The following is a 20406-nucleotide window of genomic DNA, read 5'->3' as shown; positions in this document are numbered from 1 at the left end:
CTCATCACGTTCCTCATTCCCTCAGCCCTCGTCCAGGCAGACTTCGACCCAGCCGCTCGCGCCGCCGGCGTCGTTGACCGTCTGCACCTCGAGGCACGGTGCGGTCAGACCCGGAGGCACCTCCACGACGGTCGAGGTGCGGCCGTAGACCGGGTTCGGTGTGGCGAAGCGCTCGTAGTTGGACTCCATGTCCTTCCACCTCACCTGGAAGTAGTCCTCCTCGGTCAAGTTCGCCGGGGCCGACCACTGCACGCGCGCCCGGGCGGTGACCCCGCCCGGTTCCTCCGGGGCGACGAGGGCGATCGAGACGTCGCCCGGCATCCCCGGGGGCTCCCTGGTGGTCTGGGCGACGTTGATGTCCGTGGTAGCGAGCTCGTCCTCGGGCTCATGGGTGAGATAGCGGACGCCGAGGGTGGTGCCCACGCCGAGGACGATCACGAGGACCGCGGCCAAGGTCACGAAGGGCCAGACCGGTGCCGAGGGCCTCTCCTGCTCGGTCTCGGCGGGAGAGGCGTAGGGGGTCGCCTCGCGCGGCGGGTTCAGCCGGGCTCCGGCTGGCCGCAGCATCGTGGACTCCTCCGCCTCCGCAGCGGAGTGCGTCGAGGCCGACGACGAAGAAGCCGGGCTGCCGATCGCGGGGGCGACGCCCGCGAAACGGTCCATCGGCCGACGCGAGGGGCTCACCGAGTCGGGGTCGACGGTCGCGACCTTCCGGATGCGGGTGTGCGCGTCGAGCTCGTCGTCCTCCCCGGAGGTCGCCGAGCCGGTGCCGCGGTCATCGAGCACGTCCATCTGCGTGACCGGCAGCGAGAGCGCGAGCTCGACCTGCTGCAAGGCGCGCCCGAGCGCCAGGGCCGTGTCGTAGCGCCCCGCGGGGTCCTTCGCCATCGCGACGGACAGCACCCGGTTGAGCTCGGGCGGGATGTCGGGGCGGGTCAGGGGCGGGAGTGGCTCGGAGGAGATGCGGTGGATCAGGTCCGAGGCGCCGTTGCGCTGGCCGCGACGCTCGAAGGGCGTCTGGGAGGCCAGCAGGGAGTAGACCGTCGCGGCGAGGGAGAACACGTCGCTGCGCACGTCGGCCCGGGGCGGATCGGCGAAGAACTCGGGGGGCGACCACGGGATCGACATGCCCTGGGAGTCCTCGACGTCCTGTCCCTGACCCGTCGCGATGGAGATGCCGAAGTCAGTGAGCGCGGGCCGGTTGTAGTCCGTGACCAGGATGTTCGCAGGCTTGATGTCGCGATGCAGGATCCCGGCGCGATGCGCGGTCTCGACGGCGCCCGCGATCTGCACGCCCACGCGCAGCGCCTCGGCGACGGAGATCCGCTCCTTGCGGAAGCGCTGACCGTAGTTGGGGCGCGGGCAGTACTCCATGACGATGTAGGGCCGATGGTCGTCGGAGACCTCCGCCTGGTGGATCGTCACGATCGACGGGTGGGTCGACATCTGGGCCATGACGTTGGCCTCGGCGTCGAACTGGCGGCGCACGCTCTCGTCGAGGACGTTCGAGAGGAGCACCTTGATCGCCACGCGGCGCTGGGGCCGGAACTGGCGGTACAGGAAGACGTCGGCGAAGCCGCCGGAGCCGAGCGGCTTCTCGTACTCGTAGCCCGGCAGCCGGGGCGGGGCCGAGGGCGGTCTGGTGCTCATGGCCTCTCCCTCATGCGCAGGTGGACGTCGTCGCCGAGGTCCAGGTGGTCGCCGTCGCGGAGGACCACGCCCTCCCGAGGACGCAGCCGCAGCGGGTCGGTGCCCTCGCGATGCAGGGTGGTGCCGTTGGTGGTGCCGAGGTCGAGGGCCACGACGTGCCATCCCTCGAGCCGCAGCTCGAGGTGGGAGCGGGAGATGTCCTGCTGCGGGCTCGGCACCGTGATCAGCTGCGGCATCTCCTGGGCGCTGACGCGCGAGGCGCGGGGCCGACGCCCGATGATCGCGGTGCGGTCGAGGACGAAGCGTTCCCCGGTGGAGATGTCGACGACGCCGAGCGGCGGGCGGGCGACGGTCTGCGTGGGGCCCTGGAGCGGTCCCCGGCACAGCCGGCAGGTGGACAGATCCGGCGGATTCGGATGCCCGTTCGGGCAGAGCAGCGCGGGCAGCAGCACGCCCTGCTGCGGGGCTCCTCCCGGACCGCCGGGCCCGGGGGCCGCGGCGGCGAGGGAGGGGCCGGCGGGCTGGGTCGGACGCGCGGGGCCGGCGCCGGGGGCTGCCGGGTGCGGTGCCCCGGCCTGGCGCGGAGCCCCGTGCCCGCCGGGCAGGCCGCCCCCGGGAGGAGCACCGTGCGGGGCCGGGGCGCTGTGCTGTGCAGGCGTGCCGTGCTGTGCGGGAGCGCCGTACGGTGCGGGGCTGCCGTGCTGTGGAGGGAGTCCGCGCTGTGCAGGGGGGCCGGCAGGGCTGCCGTAGGGTGCCGGAGTGCCGTCCGGAGCCGGATAGCCGACCTGCTGCCCGGCCACGACGGGGTTCACCGGGGCCGCCGGATAGCCCTGCGGCGCCTCGGGGCGGCCGGGGTACCCGAGCTGCTGGCCGTGGTAACCCTGCGGGGCGGGCTGGCCGTACCCGGGGTGCTGCGGGGCCGGCTGCTGCCGCGGACCCGGTTGCTGGGGACCGGGGCCGGGCGCTCCCGGGTGGATCCCCTGCGCCTGCGGGTCGCGGGGCGTGTAGTACGGCGAGGGTCCCGGGGCATAGGACGGGGACGGAGCCGGCGCGGGGCCGCTGCGCGGAGCGGGGGGCCGCTCGGCGAGGTGGACCTGCGGATAGGCGGGGTCGACCCGCGGAGGCGCGGCCGCTCGACGAGCGGCGGCCTGGGCGATCTCGGGGGCGGTGCGGCCGACGCCGGGGACCCAGTCGATGAAATCCCCGACGCTCTCGGGCTCGGGGGCCGCCGGCGCGACGGGGCTCGACGCCGCCTCGACCGGCGGGGCCTCGGCCTGGGTGACCTCCGCGACCTGTGATTCCTCCGCGGAGGCGGGCGCGTCCTCGTCGTGCTCGTCCTCCTCCGCGCGGCGCACGGCGGCGTCCTCGACGCGGCGGAAGACGGTCTTGCCGAACAGGTCGTCGTACGCCCCGGTGTTCTCGACGTCGGGGGCGGCCGTCGGGGCGAGGGATGCCGGCGCAGCGGGGGCGGCGATCGCCGGTGCGGGAGCGGCCGGGCGGGGCCTGGGCATCGGTGCGGCCGCCTGGTCGTCCTCGTCGTCGATCGGTGCGACCAGGGTGACCGGCGAGCTGCTCTCGTCCTCGTCGGGCGGCTCCGGGGTGGGGACCGATTCGGGGCGCGGCGCCGCGGGGGGCACGGCGGGCGCTGCGGGAGCGGCAGCAGCCGGCGCGGGAGCGGGCTCCGGGGCGGGGGCGGCAGCAGCCGGCGCGGGAGCGGGCTCCGGGGCGGGGGCGGGAGCCGGGGCTGCAGGCGGGTGGGGTGCCTCGGCCCGGGGGGTCTCCGCGGCGGGCCGGGCGCGGTCGAACAGCGAGGTGCGCACGAGGCGGCGCCGCGGTGCGCCGGGTGACGACCCTGCTGACGGAGCGGCGGCAGGAGGGACGTCGTCGGCCGATGCCGCGGAGACGATGGGTGTCGCCGCGTCGACCACCGGCTCGGGTGCCGGGGACGTGGTGGAGGCCGCAGCCGTTGGCGACGGCGTGTCATCAGCCGGTGCAGGGGCCGCCGGGGCGGGGGCTGCCGGGGCGGCCGACGCCGCAGGGTTCTCCGCCGTCGGGACCGGTGCTGCCGCAGCGGCAGGCTTCGCGCCGCCGAAGAGGTCGTCGAACATGTTCGGGCCCGAGGGTTCCGGAGCGGGCTCGGCGCGGCGCGCGGACGAGGACGAGCGCGCCCCGCGCTGCAGGCTCGGCGGCATCTCCCCCGGCTTGCGCGTGGCGAGCGTCGGCTTCTTGATCTCGCTCGAAGGCGTCGGGGCGGGCTTCTCCGCCCGGCGCTTCTTCGCCGCGTCGTCCTCGATGTGGCGGGTGTCCGCCTCCACCTGCTCGGCGAGCGCGGCGCGATCCGCCTCCTCGAGGGTCGCAGGGTCGACAGTCACGTGCACGAAGCCGCGCACGCGCACGATGCCGGCGACGACGCGGGGCGAACCGACGGGCTCCTCCGCCGGCAGGTCACCGAAGGACGTGCGGCGAACCTCCTTGATGGTGCGCAGCAGGAACGGCTCGTCCTCCGTCCCGGAGATCTGCTCGGAGCCGCTCGGGGTGTACACCTGCAGCGGCGTTTTCCCCTTGATCCCGTAGGTCACGGTCGTGCCGTCGACCAGCGCGAAGAGGATGGCGGGGATCTTGTCGGCGATCTCGAGGCCCGCCTCGGCGACCAGACGGTCCAGGAACTCCTCCCCCGTCGGCCCCTCACCGAGGATCGTCCAGGCCGCCTCTGCGACCTCCTTGCGCAGTCCCGGGACGAGCACCACCCAGCCGGCTTCCCGGACGACCAGGGTCGCCGGCCCCTGCTGGGTGAAGGTGCCGATCCCGAGGAGAGGGGCGGGGCCGGACGCAGCCGCCTCCTCGCTCATGACCGTCCGCTCCCGACCGGCGGCAGCCCGCGCGGCAGCGTGTCCTCGTCCACCTCATCGTTCGCGGAGTCGCCGCTCGCGACGCCCCCGGCGGTGTCCTCGCTGGCCAGGTCGAGGCCGAGCACCTCGACCGCCTCGACGATCACCACGGTGACGTTGTCGTGGCCACCGCCGTCGAGGGCGAGCTGGACGAGGTCCTGGCAGATCGTGCGCGCATCGTTCGGGCCACGCAGCAGGCGCTCGATCGCCTGATCGGACACCTCGCCGGTCAGACCGTCCGAGCAGATCAGCATGCGATCGCCGACCTCGGCCGGGATCAGCCAGTAGTCGGGATCGGAGTCGGGCCCGGCGCCGAGGGCGCGGGTGACCATGTGCCGGTACGGGTGGACGCGGGCCTCATCGGGCGTCAGGTCTCCGCGGTCAATCAGCTCCTGGACGACCGAATGGTCGACGCTGACCTGCTCGAAGATCTCCCCCGACAGCCGGTACACGCGCGAGTCGCCCAGATTCATCACGACCCAGTAGCCGATGCCGTCCAGCACCATCGTGGCGACCACGGCGACCGTGGTGCCCGCGCCGACGGTCGCCTCGCCCGTCAGCTCGCCGATCCTGTCGGCCGCGCTGCGGAGCGCCTCGCCGAGCTGCTCCACGGACACGTTCTGCTGGATCGTGAGCTTCTCGAACTCCTCGACGGCGATCGCGCTCGCGACCTCGCCGGCGTTGTGGCCGCCCATCCCGTCCGCGACGAGATAGATCGGGGTCGTCTCGAGGAGGCTGTCCTCATTGGTCGCGCGGACGTGGCCGACATGGGTCGCCGAGGCGGAGACGACGCGAACGGTGCCGGTGGAATCGGGGTCCGACAGGGAGCGGTCGATCACTGCTCCCGCTCCACGGACAGGGTCCGGTCCCCGAGGGCGACCTGCGCTCCGGTGGGAAGCACGGTCGGGCTGTGCGGGACGAGGGCCTCCCGGGAACCGTCCTCACGGACGATCGCCGATCCGTTGGTGGACCCGAGATCGGTCACCAGGGTCTCGTCGCCGGTCCCGTCGAGGAGCAGGTGGGTCTTGGAGACCGACCGGGTGTCGTCCTGGAGCACGAAAAGCAGCTCCCCGGCCGGAGCCGTGGGGTTGCGGCCGATGACCACGGCGCGCTCCACGACGCGCTCGGTCCCGGCGTCGGTGACCAGTCGGAGAGTGCGCTTCGGCGGCAGCTTCACCGGCGAGATGCGGGTCGCCTCGAGGTCACCCAGCGAGTCGTCCTCGGGCTGGGACATGCGCGTCGCCTCGTCGACCTCGTCGGCGCCGCCGTCCCAGGCGCTCCCGGTCAGCTCCTGCGGCGCATCCTGTGCGGGCGCTGCGGGCTGCTGCGCGGGGGCCGACGGCGCGGGCGCTCCCCAGGCACCACCCGAAGCAGGCACGGCGGGCGCTGCGGGCTGTGCCGGTGCGGCCGGACGATCCCACGGCTGGGCGCCCGGGGCGGACTGCGGCTCCCCAGCGGGAGCCGGCTCGGCCGGGGGCTGCGGGACCGAGGGCTGCGAGGGGGCGTCCCAGGTCTGCGCGGCGGCCTCGGCCGGAGCGGGCGGACCCCACTGCTGCTCGGGAGCGGGCTGCGACGCCGGCGCGGGCTCGGGCGCAGCACCCCAGCCCGACTGCTGCGGTGCCGGTGCCTGCTCCCAGCCCGACTGCGCGACGGGCTCGACGGGCGGCGGAGCCCAGGAGCCGGAGTCCTGCACCGGGGCCGCCGGCGCCGGGGAGCCCCAGCCGTCCTGTGCGGGGGCATCCGTCGCCGACGAGGCCGACGGAGGCGCATACGGGGACGGCGCGGGCTGGGGGTCCCAGCCACCGGACTGCGGGGCACCGCCCGCCGAGCCTGCCTGCTGGGACTGGTCGCCGCCCTGCCAGGCGGAGCCCGGCTCGGAGAGCAGGTTCTGGTGAGCGGAGACGGCGACGGACGGTGCCCCGAGGTACTGCTCCGCCGGGGCGCGCTCGAAGTCGTCCGCGCGCGCGGTCAGCGGGTTGCGGCCGGACTTGACGTCCACCACCACCGAGCCGACGACCCGATCATGGAAACCGCGCAGCAGCTTCCGCGGGTCGAGGAAGATCGACAGGGCCATGACCAGTGAGATCACGCCGTACACGACCCAGCGCCCGAGGGCGCGCACGAAGCCGAGCGGACCGCCCGTGCTCTCCCGCACGATCCTCAGCCCCATGACGAGCTTGCCGATGGTGAAGCCCTTGGATCCCGTCAGCCACACCATCACCAGCGCATAGGCGACCGGCAGCGCGGCGCCCACGCCCATCAGGATCTGGGCGAGCAGCGAGGCCGACTCCTGGGTGAGCAGGAGGATGACGCCGATCGTCATCGGCACGGTCACGAGACCGGCGACGACACCGTCGATCACCGCTGCGAGCAGGCGCTTCACCGGGGTGCTCGGCGCGCAGCCGTCCAACGGCGGCTCGAAGCCCGGCCCCTGGGAGACGGGAACGCCCTGAGAGGGGGCGGGAGCGGCCGATCCGGGCCAGCTGGGCGAGCCGAAGGAGGCGGATCCGGTGGTCGGGTTCTGCGGTGGCTGCGTGACCATTGCTCGATCGTACTGGCCCGGCGGGCGGAGCGTCGTCGCGCCCGGCTCCTTGGGGGCGAGATCCTCCCGCGAGATCAGTTCGATGCCGCCGTCCTCTTCGCTCTCGGCCGCCCGCGGGCCGAGGTCACGGGCACGGGCGCGCGGCGCGGCCGACCAGGCGCCCGGGGCGTCGGTCGCCCGGCGCTCGTAGGGAGAGGCCTGGTAGCGGGCTCCGCATTCCCCGCAGACGGCCGCGTTCTCGGGCAAAAGCGTCCCGCAGGTGCTGCAGTAGCGCGTGGTGGTCATCAGGGGGTTCCCTTCGTGGATCGCGTCGCGGTGCGCGGGGAGGTGCCGCGCCGAGAGGAGCGGCGCTGCCGCAGGGATGCGGCGCGTCGGTCGGCCTTGGCGCGTGCCCGACGGTTCGCCCGGTCGAGGCGGCGCTGGGCGCGCCGCTCCGCTGCTCGGCGGCGGAAGGAGCGCAGCGAGAGCGCCCCACGCAGCCGGCGGTGCCAGGGCACCGACGCGGCGAGGCCGCGCCGAGCTTCCTGCACTTGCGTCCAGTACTCGTCGGCGGCGTGCGCGGGAAGGTCGTCGGGTCCGAACACGGCTCGATCGGCCCGGCTCGCCAGGAGCGTCGCCCCCATCTCGGGGACCTCGCCCTCGAGGCGAGCGGCGATCTCTGCGCGCGTGCTCAGCCGGTCGGGGGCGCGTCCCAGATCGGTGAGCTGGTCGAGGATCTCCTGCCACCCGCCGTCGACGCGGGTCGCGAGATCGCCGCGGGTGCGCCGTCGGCCGCGGCGCACGGACTTCGCGACCACGATCGCGAGCGCGGCCAACAGGGCGAGCACGACCGGGATCGCCCCGATCCCGAGGTACACGACCCACGAGCGGGTCGGGTCCTCCGGAGGCTCGGGCGGGTCGGTCTCCTCGCTCATCGCACCCGGCGGCGGGCTCGGCGGCTCGGCCGGCGGCGGCGGAGGCTGCGCCACCTGCGGAAGCGGCTTCTCCACCTCCTTGGGCTCGGGCTGCGTCGGATCCTGGTCCTCGTCGGGCGCGGGATCGAAGCGCACCCAACCGACGCCGTCGAAGGCCACCTCGACCCAGGCGGTGACGTTGTCCCCGGTGATCGAGACCGTGCCCTCCTGGCCCTCGGGCACCTCGAAGCCCATCACCACGCGCGCGGGCATGTCGAGCGAGCGGGCCATGACGGCCAGGAGCGCGGCGTACTGCTCCTCGTCGCCGATCTTGCCGGTCGGCTGGGCGTCGGGCTGCTCCTTGTCGAATCCGATCGGATCGAGCATCGCCAGCAGGCGACTCACCCCGTGGCCCGAGAGCGAGGCGGTGTCCTCCGCGAGTCCGTTGGAGTAGAACGCCTCGTACTTCAGGGCGCGGGAGAGATTGGCGAAGCGCTTGTAGTCGGAGTCCGAGTCGCCCGCCCATTCCTCCGCGACGACGGCGATCTGGTCGACCCGCGAGTTCTCGGGCATGGCGATGTTGGCGAAGCTCGCGCTCTCGAGCTGCTCGGCGGCGGGCTCGGTGTACGGCTCGTAGAGGAACTCGTAGATGTCCCCCTCGGCGACTCCCGCAGCATTCACGGCGGTCTGCGACTTCTCGTTGAGGAACAGGTTCTCGGCGGTGACGCCCGCCCGCTCCTGCGGGAGCGAGGAGAGGTCGATGCGATCGGTCCGCTCCCCCAGCGTCGGCAACCACACGCCGCGGTAATCGCCGATGGTGACGCTCGCGGTGCGCTGCTGCTCGCCGGGCTCGTGGAGGTTCACCCCGGAGGCCGTCCTCATGAACGCCCCGGAGGTGCTCGTGCGGTCGCGGTTCCCGGCGACGTTGTACACGTGGAGGTCGTACTGGTCCATGGTGGCCAGGCGCACGTAATCGCCCGCCTCGACCCCCGTCACCGTGAACAGCACCGCATCGCGCTGGTCCTTGCGGTACCCGCGGAACTCGGACAGCGGCGAGACGAACAGATCCGGGTCGAAGGGCGGGGAGATCCGATCGCGCAGGGCGAACCGTCCGGCGCCCTCCGGCGGGTCCAGCAGCGAGCTCGCCCCGAAGGCCGCCCCGACGGCGATCGCCATGATCACGCCGCCGCCGATGATGCGCCGGCGCAGCACCGGGTTCTTCCAGGAGCCGGGCCGCACCGAGTCGGAGATGATCGTGGACTGCGCGTTGTCCAGGCGCGCGCTCTCGAAGCGCCAGGTCAGCCAGGCCACCGACACCACCGCGAAGAGAACGCCGCGGATGACGGGCTGGACGGCGTCGGTCGTGCCGAAGACGACCGTCACCATCAGCAGCAGGAGCGGGAACAGCCACGCGAGCACGTAGCGCCGGGTGCGCAAGACGATGGTCGCCGAGGCCAGGGACAGCAGCAGAACGCTGAGCCACACCACCACCAGCACGCCCTGGGCGCTGCCGACCGGCGGCGCGACCGTCAGGGCGGACTTCCAGGTCGTCACCGGCGCCTTGAGCAGCTCCCACAGGGAGCCCGGCGTCGGCAGGATCCCCCACAGCGCCCGCGTCGGCGCGGCGAGCATCGGGCCGAACAGGAAGTAGACGCCCAGCAGGATCGGCAGGGTGCGCAGAGGCCCCCAGCGCAGATGCGCGGTGAGCAGGGCGATGAGCATGCCGAGCACGAGGGCCATGACGCCCGTGATCGCGAACTGCACGCCGCCGTAGGCGGTCTGGAAGCCGACCAGGGCGAGGACGAACAGCAGACCGAGCACGCCGAGGTCCGTCGCCCGGCGGCCGACGGAGGGCGGCGGCGCGGCGGCGGCGCGGCGGCGGGAGGTCGCGGCGGTCATCGACCCACCGACCTCAGGGCGCGGGCGAGGGTCTCGAGGTCGCCCAGGGTGACCACGTCGAGGGAGCCGATCGCGGAGCGTCGCACCTCCGCGTCGTCCACGCAGCGGATCGCCACGGCCATCACTCCGATCGGAAGCTGGTTGGCGGCGGCGTTCAGCTCACGCGCCGTGGTGTGGGAGCCGACGATCATCATCACCGCCGAGGCGTTCGGGGCGAGATCCGCCGCCTTCTGCCCGAGCTCGTGGAAACCGATCTGCTCGGAGAGCTGCTCGATCACCGTGTAGTCGTCCATCAGCTGGCGCGGGGTGCCGGTGCGCTGGCGCTCGTCGAAGGTGAAGGGGGTCAGCTCCTTCTCCTCCCGCATGGTCTGCGCCGAGATCGAAGCGGCGGCGGAGACCGCCAGCTCGAACTCGTCCTCGCTCGCGTAGTGCTCCGCGAGGTTGTCCAGGGCGACCACGACGTGGGAGCGGCGAGTCTCCTCGAACTGGCGGACCATGAGCTTGCCGGTGCGAGCGGTGGTCCGCCAGTGCACATGCCGGCGGTCATCGCCCGGCGAGTAGTCGCGCAGGGCGTGGAAGGCGATGTCGGAGCTGGAGAGGTCCGAGGAGGGAGTGCCCTCGAGATCGCGCAGGAACCCGCTCGCGGCCTCGTCGAGGCGCACGGTCCGGGGGTGGACGTACAGTTCCTGCTCCTCCGCCCAGGTGACCTGGCGGCGCATGAGCGAGAGCGGGTCGTCGCGCACGGAGCGCACCGGACCCACGACGAGCACGGCACGGCGCTTGGTGGGAACGGTGAAGAGCTCCTCGTGGGTCGCCTCCGGCGCCAGGCGCGGCACCATGAACTGGGCGGTCGCGGATCCGACGGCCAGCTCGATGCGGGAGGGCAGGATGTCGCGCGTCGACGGGTTCGCGACCTCCACCCGGCCCACGGCCCGGGTCCCGACGACCACGCGGTGGGTCTGCAGGTCCAGCACCACCCGGTAGTTCGCCCGGCCGAGCACGAACAGCGCCGCGATCACCAGCGGCACCGTGAGCACGAGCGCGATCACGTTCAGCTCGGTGACGTGCAGCCACAGTCCCGCGATCCAGCAGAAGGCCGCCGCCCCCAGGACCGCCCAGCCGACGGGCGAGATGACGTCGAGCACCGGATGCACCCGCGTGCTCCAGAGCTCGCCGATCCGGTCACGGAGCGCCCGCAGGCCCGTCGGCGCGGGCTGCTCCGCCCCGGGAGCGGTGGCCTCCACCGGGGCCCCGGTGCGGGCGGCCGACTTCTCCCGACGGCGCTGCCGACGGGCGGCGGCCCGCTCCTCGGCCTTCGCCGTGCGGCGGCGTCGCTTCGCCTCCGCCTTGGCGCTCTTCGCGTCGGCGGTGTCGCTGGGGACGGTGCTCTGGCTCATGCGGACTGCTGGCGCGCCTGGGGAGGCGCCACCTCGCTGAGGATCTTGGTCATGACGGTCTGAGCGGTGGTGCCGGCGAACTCCGCCTCGGGGTCGAGCACGAAGCGGTGCAGCCACACGGGGCCGACGAGGTGCTTGACGTCGTCGGGGATGACGTAGTGGCGACCGTTGACCGCGGCCCACACCTTCACGGCACGCATCAGCGCGAGCGCACCGCGGATCGAGACGCCGACGCGCACCTCGGGCGCGAGACGGGTCTCCTCCATGAGCCGCGAGACGTACTCGAGCACCGCCGGATCGACGTGGACGGTCGAGGCGAGCTGGGTCATGTCGTTGACGGCCTGCAGGGAGATGCGCGGGGTCAGCTGCTGGGAGCGGTCGCGCAGCGCGGAGCCCTGCAGGATCTGCACGCTCGAGGCGTGGTCCGGGTAGCCGAGCGAGGTCTTCATGAGGAAGCGGTCCAGCTGCGCCTCGGGGAGCCGGTAGGTGCCGGCCTGCTCGATCGGGTTCTGGGTCGCGATGACCATGAACGGGTTGCCGACCTCGTGGGTGACGCCGTCGACGGTCACCCGGCCCTCCTCCATCACCTCGAGCATCGCCGACTGGGTCTTCGGCGAGGCGCGGTTGATCTCGTCGGCCAGGACGATGTTCGCGAAGACCGGGCCCTTGTGGAACTCGAAGGACTTCGTGTTCTGGTCGTAGATGGTCACGCCGGTGACGTCCGAGGGGAGCAGGTCCGGGGTGAACTGGATACGGGTGCTGGTGCCCTGAACGGTCGCCGCGATGGAGCGGGCCAGGGAGGTCTTGCCGGTGCCGGGGGCGTCCTCGAGGAGCACGTGGCCGGGGGCCATCATCGCGGTCAGCACCAGGCGGACCACCTCGTTCTTGCCGAGCACCGCCTGCCCGACGCTCTGGACGAGCTTGTCGAAGGTCTCGGCGAACCAGCGGGCCTGTTCGGGGGTCATGCTCATCGGGTGGTGCTCAGCTTTCGTGGGGAGGGAGGAGGACGCCTTCGGCGAGGAGGGTCGGGGTCAGACGGGATAGACCTTGTTGGAGTCCGCGGACTGGCCATCCTTCGAGACCCACAGCCAGACCGGCACGCCGGAGTTGCCCCAGAAGGGCTGGCGGCCGCCGCCGGCGAGCTGCCACCGGCCCTGGCTGTCGGTCGTGAAGGTGCCGGTGGTCGCGGTGCTGCCGTCGGTCGTCGGGTACCAGCAGTTACCGCCCACCTGGCCGCCGCCCTTCACGCAGTAGGTGTAGGTGGTGTTGGGCTCGAGCCCGGAGACGGTGAAGTCGATGAAGTAGCAGCCGTACCCCGTAGTGCAGTTCGGCTGGTTGCTCGCATCGCCGACGGTCCGCGCGTTGCTGAGCGTGGGGGTGGGCTTGGCCTGCGGTGCCGTCGCGGAGGCGCTCGCCTCGGAGGTGAGGCCCGCGCCGTTCGTCGCGCGCACGGTGATGGTGTGCTTCTGGCCGCTCGATCCGGAGACGGACTTCTTGCAGTCTCCGAAGGCCCCGCCGTCGATACTGCAGCTAAGGGTGACCGGGTCGATGCCGCCGCTGCCGTTCTTCGAGTACGAGAAGGTGACGCTGCACGAGCTGCCATCGCAGCTCCCCGGGGACGCGTTGACGGTCGGCTTGGCCGGCGTCGTGTAGGGGGTCACCGAGTTGGAGCCGGCCGAGAGCTTGCTCTCGCCGCCCTGGAAGCGGTTCTTCGCCTGGACCTTGAAGGAGTAGGCGGTGCCGTTCTTGATCCCGTCGGCACCCGTCAGGCGCACCGAGGTGCTCGAGGCGGGGACGGTCTTCGAGCCGCCGCTCCAGGTGACCACGTACTCCTCGACCGAGGTGCCGTTACCGGCCGCCGCGTCCCACGCGACGTCGATCCGTCGGTCCGGTCCGGAGCCGGTGCCCTCGTCAGGCATCGAGGCACGCACACCGCCCGGGGCCGACGGGACGGCCCAGGGGGTGACCGCATTGGAGGTCTTCGAGGAGCCGACGCCGTTGCCCACCGAGTTCACGCCGAGGTACGTGAAGGAGTGGTCGGAGTTCGCGTCCAGCCCGTAGAAGGTCGCCTTCGTGGAGCTCGCGTCGACGGTCTGCGAGGAGCCGGACGACGCGGTGACGACGTACTGGGTGATCGGCTCGCCGTTCGCCTCGGCCGTGGTCATCTCGGGCCAGGTGACGGTGATGCCGCCGCCCTTGGGGTCGTTGATCCGCTCGGCGGTCGGGGTGCCGGAGGGTGCGGCAGGACGGCCTGCCGGATGCTCCGCACGCGACCAGTCGGACCAGTCCGAGGGCTCCTCGGCCAGGTTGTGCGCACGGACCCGGAACCGGTAGTCGGTGCCGTTGGTGAGCTCGCCCCACGTGATCTGGGTCGACCCCGCCTCGACCTCCCGGGTCTGCAGGTCGCCGGTCGCGGTGTTCTGCATCTGCAGCTCGTAGCGCTGGATGGCGGAGCCGCGGTTCTCCGGAGCCGTCCAGGCCACGCCGAGCTCCATGTCCCCGCGGGTCGCGCGGGGCGGGGTGGGCTTCTCGGGCCGGACATCCGGGCGGGCGACCGCGGACGCCGTGGAGGCGTCGGACTCCCCCACGTCGTTGATCGCGATGACCTGGAAGGAGTACTCGACGTCGTTCTGCAGTCCGGTGATGGTGCAGGAGGTCGAGGCGCAGTCCTGGGAGACGGACGGTCCGCTCGCCGAGGTGACCCGGTAGCCGGTGATCGGGGCGCTGTTGTCGGCGCCTGCGGTGAAGTTCAGCTCGACCTGCTGGTCGCTGACGTCGCCGATGCGTGGCGCCGAGGGCGGCTCGGGCCGGCCGCGCACGTTCACCGTGATCGTGCCGGTCGCCATCCGATCGGGGTCCTCGGTGTCGTCGAGCACCTTGTACTGGGCGGTGAGCACCCCGTGGAAATCCGCGTCGGGCGTGATCGTCACCTGGTTCCCGTCGAGCACCACCTCGCCGGTGCCGTTGACCAGTGTCGCCTCGGTGACGGTGCGCTCCCCGCCGGGGAACGGGTTGGAGTCGTTGCGGAGCACGTCGATCGTGTCCGTGCGACCCGCGTCGATGTCCACCGTGTCATCGACCGCGGCGAGCAGCGGCTGCTTCGATCCGCCGACGACGACCTGCACCGTCGCGGACACCGGATCGTTGGTGCCGTCGGTGACGGTGACGGGGACCTCGACGGTGGTGCCCTTGGGCGCCTTCGACGTGGCCTTCGCGGTGACGACCGATCCCTCCATCGACACGGTCACCTCCGCCGTCGAGCCCTCCGGCTCCCCGAGGGAATAGGTGAGCTCATCGCCCTCCGGATCGGAGGCTCCCGGGGCGACGTCGACCGTGGACGCCGGACCGCCGAGCTCGACCTCGAGGAGCGTCCCCTGGAAGGTCGGCGGGAGGTTGGTCTCCTCGGCGATCACGCGGACCGGGATGGCCAGGGTCGCCGTCGCGGCCGTCGGATCGCCCAGCTCGCCATCGGTCACCTCGACGGTGATCGTGTCGTTGCCCGAGTAACCCTCGGCCGATCGGTACTCGAGGGTGCGGTCTCCCGTGACCAGCTGCGAGCCGTCACCGTGCTCCGCGACCACGAGGGAGGGGTCGGTGATAGTCGCGGGCTGCCCGCCGGGACGGACGCGGACGTTCGCGGGATCGCCCAGGTCGATCGGGGCCGTCGCACCGGCCTGCACCTCGACGGGCTCCCCCACCCACACGGGCGCCTGCTTCGCCGTGCCGGGAACCCAGATGTAGCCGGCCGACTCGAGACCGTCGACGTCGGTGATGACGTAGCGCAGCCGCTGCTGCTCCTCGGTCGGGGTGATCCGGACGATCCCGTCCTCGCGGAGGGTCGCGGACTCCCCCGCCCCCTCCAGACGGACCTCGAGGTCGCCCGCGGACCCGTCGGGGTCGGAGTCGTTCGCGAGCACGTCGACATCGACGAACTCCGTCTCGGGGTCGAGCACATCGGCCGCCTCGACGAAGTCGTCGCGAGCGGTGGGGGCGCGCAGCGGGGCGTTGGGATCGACCTTCACGGTGATCGTCGCCGAGCTGCTCAGCTGCCCGTCGCTCGCGCTGTAGAGCACGGTGTGGGTGCCGGGCTCGGCCGGGGTGACGACGCTGACGGCGCCCTCGTTGCGCTCCTCGTCGGCGGGGATCAGCTCGATGTCCGTCATCGCCTCGACATCCTCGCGGACCACCGACAGCGGTGCCCCCTCGGGGTCCGTGTCGTTGTCGAGCACGGGTATCTGCACCTCGCGCTCGGGACGCACCTCCACGGTGTCGTCCACGGCGTACGGCGGCTGGTTCAGCTCATTCGGCTGGGCGACGCCGACGAGCACCTCCGCGGTGCCGATCGCGCCGAAGCGATCCATCACCTGGTACCGGAAGCGGTCCGTGCCGGAGGCGTCGGCATCCGGGGTGTACTCGATCCACTCGCCGTTGGCCTCGGTGATCTCGCCCAGCTGCGGCATCGGGCTGGTGATGCCGGTGAGCAGGACCGAGTCACCGTCGGGGTCGATACCGGTGGTGGCGATCGGGATCCGCACGGGGGTGCCGGCGACCGTGCGCGCGGTGAGGTTCTCCGGCCGCGGCGGCGTGTTCGGGGCATCCGCGGGGATGATGTCGATCGTGGTGCGGGCGGATCCCGTGCGGCCGGTCTCGTCGACCACCTGGTAGGTCAGCACGACCTCGCCGGAGGCATCGGCGTCGGCGCTGTAGCGGACGCGGTCCTGGTGCGGTTCGACATTGCCCTTCGCATTGGCGGACTCGACGTCCAGCAGCCGGCCCAGATGCAGCTCCGAGGACGTCGGGGAGACGTCGTTGGCGAGCACGTCGATGTTCACCATGTCCCCGGCGCGGACCACGGACCGGTCCGCGACGGCGATCGGGTTCGCGAACTGGGTGTCGGTCTTGGCGACCATGACACGGAGCGTGCCGGTCGTGCTGCCCGCGGAATTCGCGACCTCGTAGGTGATCGGCTGCGGCTCCTCGGCGACGACGGCACCGGGCTCGGCCTCGACCTTCACCAGGTGGTGGCCGATGATCGTGGCCTTGAGCCCGCTGTCCTCCGGCACCGAGATCGAGTTGACCACGAGCACTCCGCCCGTGGGGTCGACGTCGTTCTCGAGCGGGTCGACGAGCGTGTCCGCGCCCGTGGTCACGGTTCCCGTGTCGTCCACGGCGACGGGAGCGAGGTCCTCGCTGGACGGTTCGACCACGTCTACGCGGATGATGCCGAGCGAGGCGGTGCTCGATCCGGCGCCGGCGACCGTGTACTCGAGGTAGTAGGTGCCAGGGGCCGAGCCGGTGACGTTCACCGTGCCCGCCTCGAGGGCGGCGTCGACCTCGAGCCCGTCGGTCTCCGAGACGTTGGTCAGCTCGAGCTCGCCGCCGTTGGGGTTGAGGTCGTTGACGAGCGGCTTGATGGTCGTGGTGCGACCGGCGACGACGCTCATGTGGTCGCCCGTGGTGATCGGGGCGAGATCGGTGTCGGTGACCGCCTCGACGTCGATGTGCGCCTCGCCGACCATCCCCTTCTCGTCGCGGAAGGTGAGCTGGACCTGCTTGGTACCGGTCACCAGGCCCGCATCGTTGAAGGTGATGAGCCCATCGGGCTGGAAGGTGACGACGTCCTCGGGCTGGGTCGTCGCGTTGGTGAGGTAGAAGGCGTCCCCGTCGGGGTCCTCCCAGTAGGGGAGGACGTTGACACTGACGTCCTGGCCGGATCGCACCTGCACCTTGGTGATGCCTTCCGTGACGGGCTGCGGTGCACTGTTCTCGGTGTCCTCGCGGACGTCGAGGGTGACCGTCGCAGTGTCGGTCCCGCCGCGGCCGTCGTCCACCAGATAGGTGAAGCTCGCAGAGCCCGTCGCGTCCTCATTGACCGCGATCTGCAGCTGCGTCCCCCCGCGGATCGGGGTCACGGTCCCGATGCCCGGCTGTGCTCCCTCAACCCGGGCGGTGAGGATGTCGCCGTCCGGGTCGGTGTCGTTGCGGGCCACCGGGAGGACCACGTTCTTGCCCGGCCGCACCCCGAACTCGTCATTGTTCGCCGTGGGGGCGCGGTTCTCCTCGTCCCGCTCGGCGGCGATGTTCGTGATGGTGGTGCTGAGGGTCTCCTTCTCCTTCTGCTCGGAGGAGGAGGTCTGGATCTCCTGGGTGATCTCCCAGTTGTCCACGATCGCCATCGCATCCATGATCTCCCAGGACAGGCCGAAGCGCTGGTCGTTGAGGATCACCAGCTCGTTGTTGACCCGGAGGGAGAGGTCCGCCTCGCTGTCGACGCCGGGGATGGTGTCCGCCGCCGCCTCGAGACCCTCGCAGGCCCGGACGTAACGGTTCGACCCGTTCCACGCCCCGTAGGCACAGCCCTGCGCCTGGGCAGGCTGGACGGGGGTGCCGGTGCCGCCGGCGGGCTCGACCCGGGCCTCGCCGCCGTCGAAGGGGATCGTGAACAGGGAGTCCTCGGTCGCGAGCACGAAGTGGTCCGAGGCCGCACTCGGCTGCTGCAGCCTGATCGCCTCGGGCTCGTAGTTGGTGACGCCGTAGTCGGCGAGGCTGTAGCGCGCGACCTTCGTGCCGACGCGGAGGAGTCGGTTCTCCCGGTCGAGGATCACCGGCTGCTCGCCGACGGCGGTCAGCTCGAGCAGCTCCTGCGAGCCGGAGAGGTTGCCCACCTCGATCGGCTTCGCCGCCTTGGCGTCGCGGGTGTCGGTGGTGCGCTCGAAGCGCAGCAGCGTAGTCCCGTCGAGCACGAAGACGGTGCCCTTCGTGCTCACGGTGACGAGCGGGACGGAGCCCTCAGCGGTGTACGCGGGCTCGGCGCCGGAGGGAGAGAAAGCGGCAGCCTCCTCGGGCGAGAGGATCCAGACACGCCCGTCGGCCGCGGTGATCGCCACGCGGTCGCCCCCGAGCGCCACGGTGCTGCCGAGCGGGAGCTCGACGAGACCGCCGCGCTGCACGGAGGCGGTGTTGATGGGCGTGAGACCGCGAGCGCCGGTCTCGAAGACGATGTTCCCCGACTGCAGCAGATCCAGATCGTCGCCGCTCTGGTTAAGGCGGGCATCCAACTCGCCGGCGTCGACGTTGAGCCGGCCCATGCGGGCGTCCTGCTCGCTCATCACCCAGACGCCGCCGTTGGAGACGTCGACCAGGGAGGAGGTCAGTCCCTGGTAGTTGATCGCGAAGCCCGTCAGGACGAGCGCGGCGACCGCCAGCACCGCAGTGGTGACGACAGTGGTGCGGCGACGTCTGCGCTGCGGTCCCGCGGCGACGGACATAGAGGTACCCCCAGTGACATGAACGACATGCTGTCGTGGACCAGCAGTGACCCCCACTGCTCCCCTGCGAGGCGTCCCGGAGGCCGACTCTGCGTGCCACACGACGTCCACAGGGTACTCGTGAACACCTGTCGACGCCACGCGGGGGTGGTCACGTCGACGAGCCGGGCCAGGTCATCGTCGATTCACAGGCTGGCACCCGGAGCTCCGGGTCGGGGAATCCGCAGGAGCTGTCACACGCTCCGCTGCAGCGGATCAGCGGCTGCGGTCGACGAGGCTGCGGGTGAACTCCACGAGAGCGTCACGCGCGGGACCGGCGGGGAGCTCGAGCAGGATCTCCACCGCCTCGTCCGCCGTCCGCGCCGCGAGGCGACGAGTCTCCTCCAGGGCAGGGTCCTGCCGCAGCAGCTCGACGAGCTCCGCGAGATCCTCGTCGCTCGACAGGTCCGCGCTCAGCCGGTCGACGATCACCTGGGCGGCCGGATCGCCGGTCTCCCCAGCGCGGCGACGCACCAGGAGGGTCGGCATGGTGGGCACGCCTTCGCGCAGGTCGATCCCGGGAGTCTTCCCGCTCGTCGCGCTGTCGCTGGTGAGGTCCAGGACGTCGTCCGCGAGCTGGAAGGCCACCCCGACCTTCTCCCCGTACCGGGCCATGATCTCGTCCGTGCCGGCGGGCGCTCCGGACAGGAGACAGCCCAGTCGTCCCGCGAGGGAGAGCAGGGAGGCCGTCTTGTCGGCGAGCACGGAGATGTAGTGCGCGAACGGATCGTCCTCCTCCTGGGGGCCGACGGTCTCGTGCAGCTGGCCGAGGCACAGCCGTTCGAAGGTCTCGGAGTGCAGGCGCACCGCCTCCGGGCCGATGCGCGCGCTCAAACCGCTCGCCCGGGCGAAGAGGAAGTCCCCGGTCAGGATCGCGACGTTGTTGCCCCACAGCGCATGAGCGCTCTCGGCGCCGCGACGTGTGGCAGCGGAGTCCATGACGTCGTCGTGGTACAGGCTCGCCAGGTGGGTCAGCTCGACCAGGACCGCCGAGTCGAGGACCTCGTCGCGGCTGATGTCGCCGAACGAGGCGGCCAGGAGGACCAGCATCGGGCGCACTCGTTTGCCGCCGGCATCCATCAGGTGGCGTGCAGTCCACCGCACCATGTCGTCGGAGGTGGCCACGGAGTCGCGCAGGCGCTCCTCGATCGCCTCGAGCTGCTCGAGGATGGCCGAGGCGAGCTGGTCATCGATGTCGGGGATGACCGGCAGCGTGGACGGCATGACGCTCCTGGGTGGATGTGTGCGGACAAGCCCGCTCCCTGCTCGGGAGCGCTGCCGTGACCGCCGGACGGAACGGCTCGGATGCATGGTGGATGCGACCCGGCTACGACGTACCAGTCTACCGTCGCGTGGGCTCCAGCCGAGTGCGGAGGTCTCGAGGTCACCGAGGACACATCGCGCGGTGGAGCAATGCGAATCAGCCGGCTCCGCCCCAGGACGCCGAAACCCGACCACGCGAAGAAATCCGCGCTCGGGCATAAAAAAAGGGAGTGGGAGGAGCGAAACCCCGAAAGGGCCTCCAGCTCACTCCCACTCCCACAAAGATGTCCGGCGGCGACCTACTCTCCCACACCCTCCCGAGTGCAGTACCATCGGCGCAATCGAGCTTAGCTTCCGGGTTCGGAATGGAACCGGGCGTTTCCTCGACGCTATGACCGCCGTAACACTATGAGACACAACCAGCCCACACACCACCACCCACACAGGGCAGCAGTGGCAGGGATTGCTTCCCCAGAACCACACAGTGGACGCGAACACTCACAGCAAAAGAAGTGTTGAATAAGTCATCGGCCATTAGTACCAGTCAGCTCCACGCATTGCTGCGCT

General features: G+C 71.8%; 9 protein-coding genes and 1 rRNA gene. All 10 read right to left on the bottom strand.

What is annotated here, in order from left to right; translation table 11 throughout:
* Positions 1–21: 21 nt before the first annotated feature.
* The 10 genes from ACZCAH_RS14485 to rrf all read right to left on the bottom strand — a co-directional run bounded on the left by ACZCAH_RS14485 (position 22) and on the right by rrf (position 20242).
* A complete protein-coding gene (locus tag ACZCAH_RS14485; RefSeq protein ID WP_464341759.1) occupies positions 22–1650 on the bottom strand; it encodes a serine/threonine-protein kinase in 1629 nt (542 codons plus the stop codon).
* A complete protein-coding gene (locus ACZCAH_RS14480) occupies positions 1647–4499 on the bottom strand; it encodes an FHA domain-containing protein (protein ID WP_464341758.1) in 2853 nt (950 codons plus the stop codon). Before ACZCAH_RS14480 ends, ACZCAH_RS14485 begins: the two co-directional genes overlap by 4 nt.
* Positions 4496–5377 (bottom strand): PP2C family protein-serine/threonine phosphatase, encoded by an 882-nt coding sequence (locus tag ACZCAH_RS14475; protein ID WP_464341757.1) that lies wholly within the window; start codon positions 5375–5377, stop codon positions 4496–4498. The genes ACZCAH_RS14480 and ACZCAH_RS14475 overlap by 4 nt, the downstream gene beginning before the upstream one ends.
* The gene (locus ACZCAH_RS14470; RefSeq protein WP_464341756.1) at positions 5374–7365 is read right to left on the bottom strand and encodes an RDD family protein; all 1992 of its coding nucleotides are present in this window, start codon (positions 7363–7365) and stop codon (positions 5374–5376) included. The genes ACZCAH_RS14475 and ACZCAH_RS14470 overlap by 4 nt, the downstream gene beginning before the upstream one ends.
* Positions 7365–9872, bottom strand: a complete 2508-nt coding sequence (locus ACZCAH_RS14465) for a transglutaminase-like domain-containing protein (RefSeq protein ID WP_464341755.1) — start codon at positions 9870–9872, stop codon at positions 7365–7367. Before ACZCAH_RS14465 ends, ACZCAH_RS14470 begins: the two co-directional genes overlap by 1 nt.
* Entirely contained in the window at positions 9869–11269 is a 1401-nt protein-coding gene (locus ACZCAH_RS14460) for a DUF58 domain-containing protein (RefSeq protein WP_464341754.1), read from the bottom strand. Before ACZCAH_RS14460 ends, ACZCAH_RS14465 begins: the two co-directional genes overlap by 4 nt.
* Positions 11266–12240 carry an AAA family ATPase gene (locus tag ACZCAH_RS14455; RefSeq protein WP_329745069.1) on the bottom strand — a complete coding sequence of 325 codons (975 nt, stop codon included), beginning with the start codon at positions 12238–12240 and terminating at the stop codon, positions 11266–11268. The genes ACZCAH_RS14460 and ACZCAH_RS14455 overlap by 4 nt, the downstream gene beginning before the upstream one ends.
* 60 nt (positions 12241–12300) lie before the next feature.
* Positions 12301–18537 carry an Ig-like domain-containing protein gene (locus ACZCAH_RS14450; RefSeq protein ID WP_464341753.1) on the bottom strand — a complete coding sequence of 2079 codons (6237 nt, stop codon included), beginning with the start codon at positions 18535–18537 and terminating at the stop codon, positions 12301–12303.
* A gap of 255 nt (positions 18538–18792) precedes the next feature.
* Positions 18793–19800, bottom strand: a complete 1008-nt coding sequence (locus ACZCAH_RS14445) for a polyprenyl synthetase family protein (RefSeq protein WP_464341752.1) — start codon at positions 19798–19800, stop codon at positions 18793–18795.
* 325 nt (positions 19801–20125) lie between these two features.
* Positions 20126–20242: ribosomal RNA gene (gene rrf, locus ACZCAH_RS14440) — 5S ribosomal RNA — on the bottom strand.
* Positions 20243–20406 lie beyond the last annotated feature (164 nt).

Source organism: Brachybacterium sp. B718/18 (genome assembly GCF_055454375.1).
Note: the sequence above shows the minus strand (reverse complement) of the source record. Positions and strands in the feature narration are given on the sequence as shown.

Coding starts and splice junctions, on each gene's coding strand:
- ACZCAH_RS14485 (WP_464341759.1), bottom strand. CDS start 1,650: ATGAGCACCAGACCGCCCTCGGCCCCGCCCCGGCTGCCGGGCTACGAG.
- ACZCAH_RS14480 (WP_464341758.1), bottom strand. CDS start 4,499: ATGAGCGAGGAGGCGGCTGCGTCCGGCCCCGCCCCTCTCCTCGGGATC.
- ACZCAH_RS14470 (WP_464341756.1), bottom strand. CDS start 7,365: ATGACCACCACGCGCTACTGCAGCACCTGCGGGACGCTTTTGCCCGAG.
- ACZCAH_RS14465 (WP_464341755.1), bottom strand. CDS start 9,872: ATGACCGCCGCGACCTCCCGCCGCCGCGCCGCCGCCGCGCCGCCGCCC.
- ACZCAH_RS14460 (WP_464341754.1), bottom strand. CDS start 11,269: ATGAGCCAGAGCACCGTCCCCAGCGACACCGCCGACGCGAAGAGCGCC.
- ACZCAH_RS14455 (WP_329745069.1), bottom strand. CDS start 12,240: ATGAGCATGACCCCCGAACAGGCCCGCTGGTTCGCCGAGACCTTCGAC.
- ACZCAH_RS14450 (WP_464341753.1), bottom strand. CDS start 18,537: ATGTCCGTCGCCGCGGGACCGCAGCGCAGACGTCGCCGCACCACTGTC.
- ACZCAH_RS14445 (WP_464341752.1), bottom strand. CDS start 19,800: ATGCCGTCCACGCTGCCGGTCATCCCCGACATCGATGACCAGCTCGCC.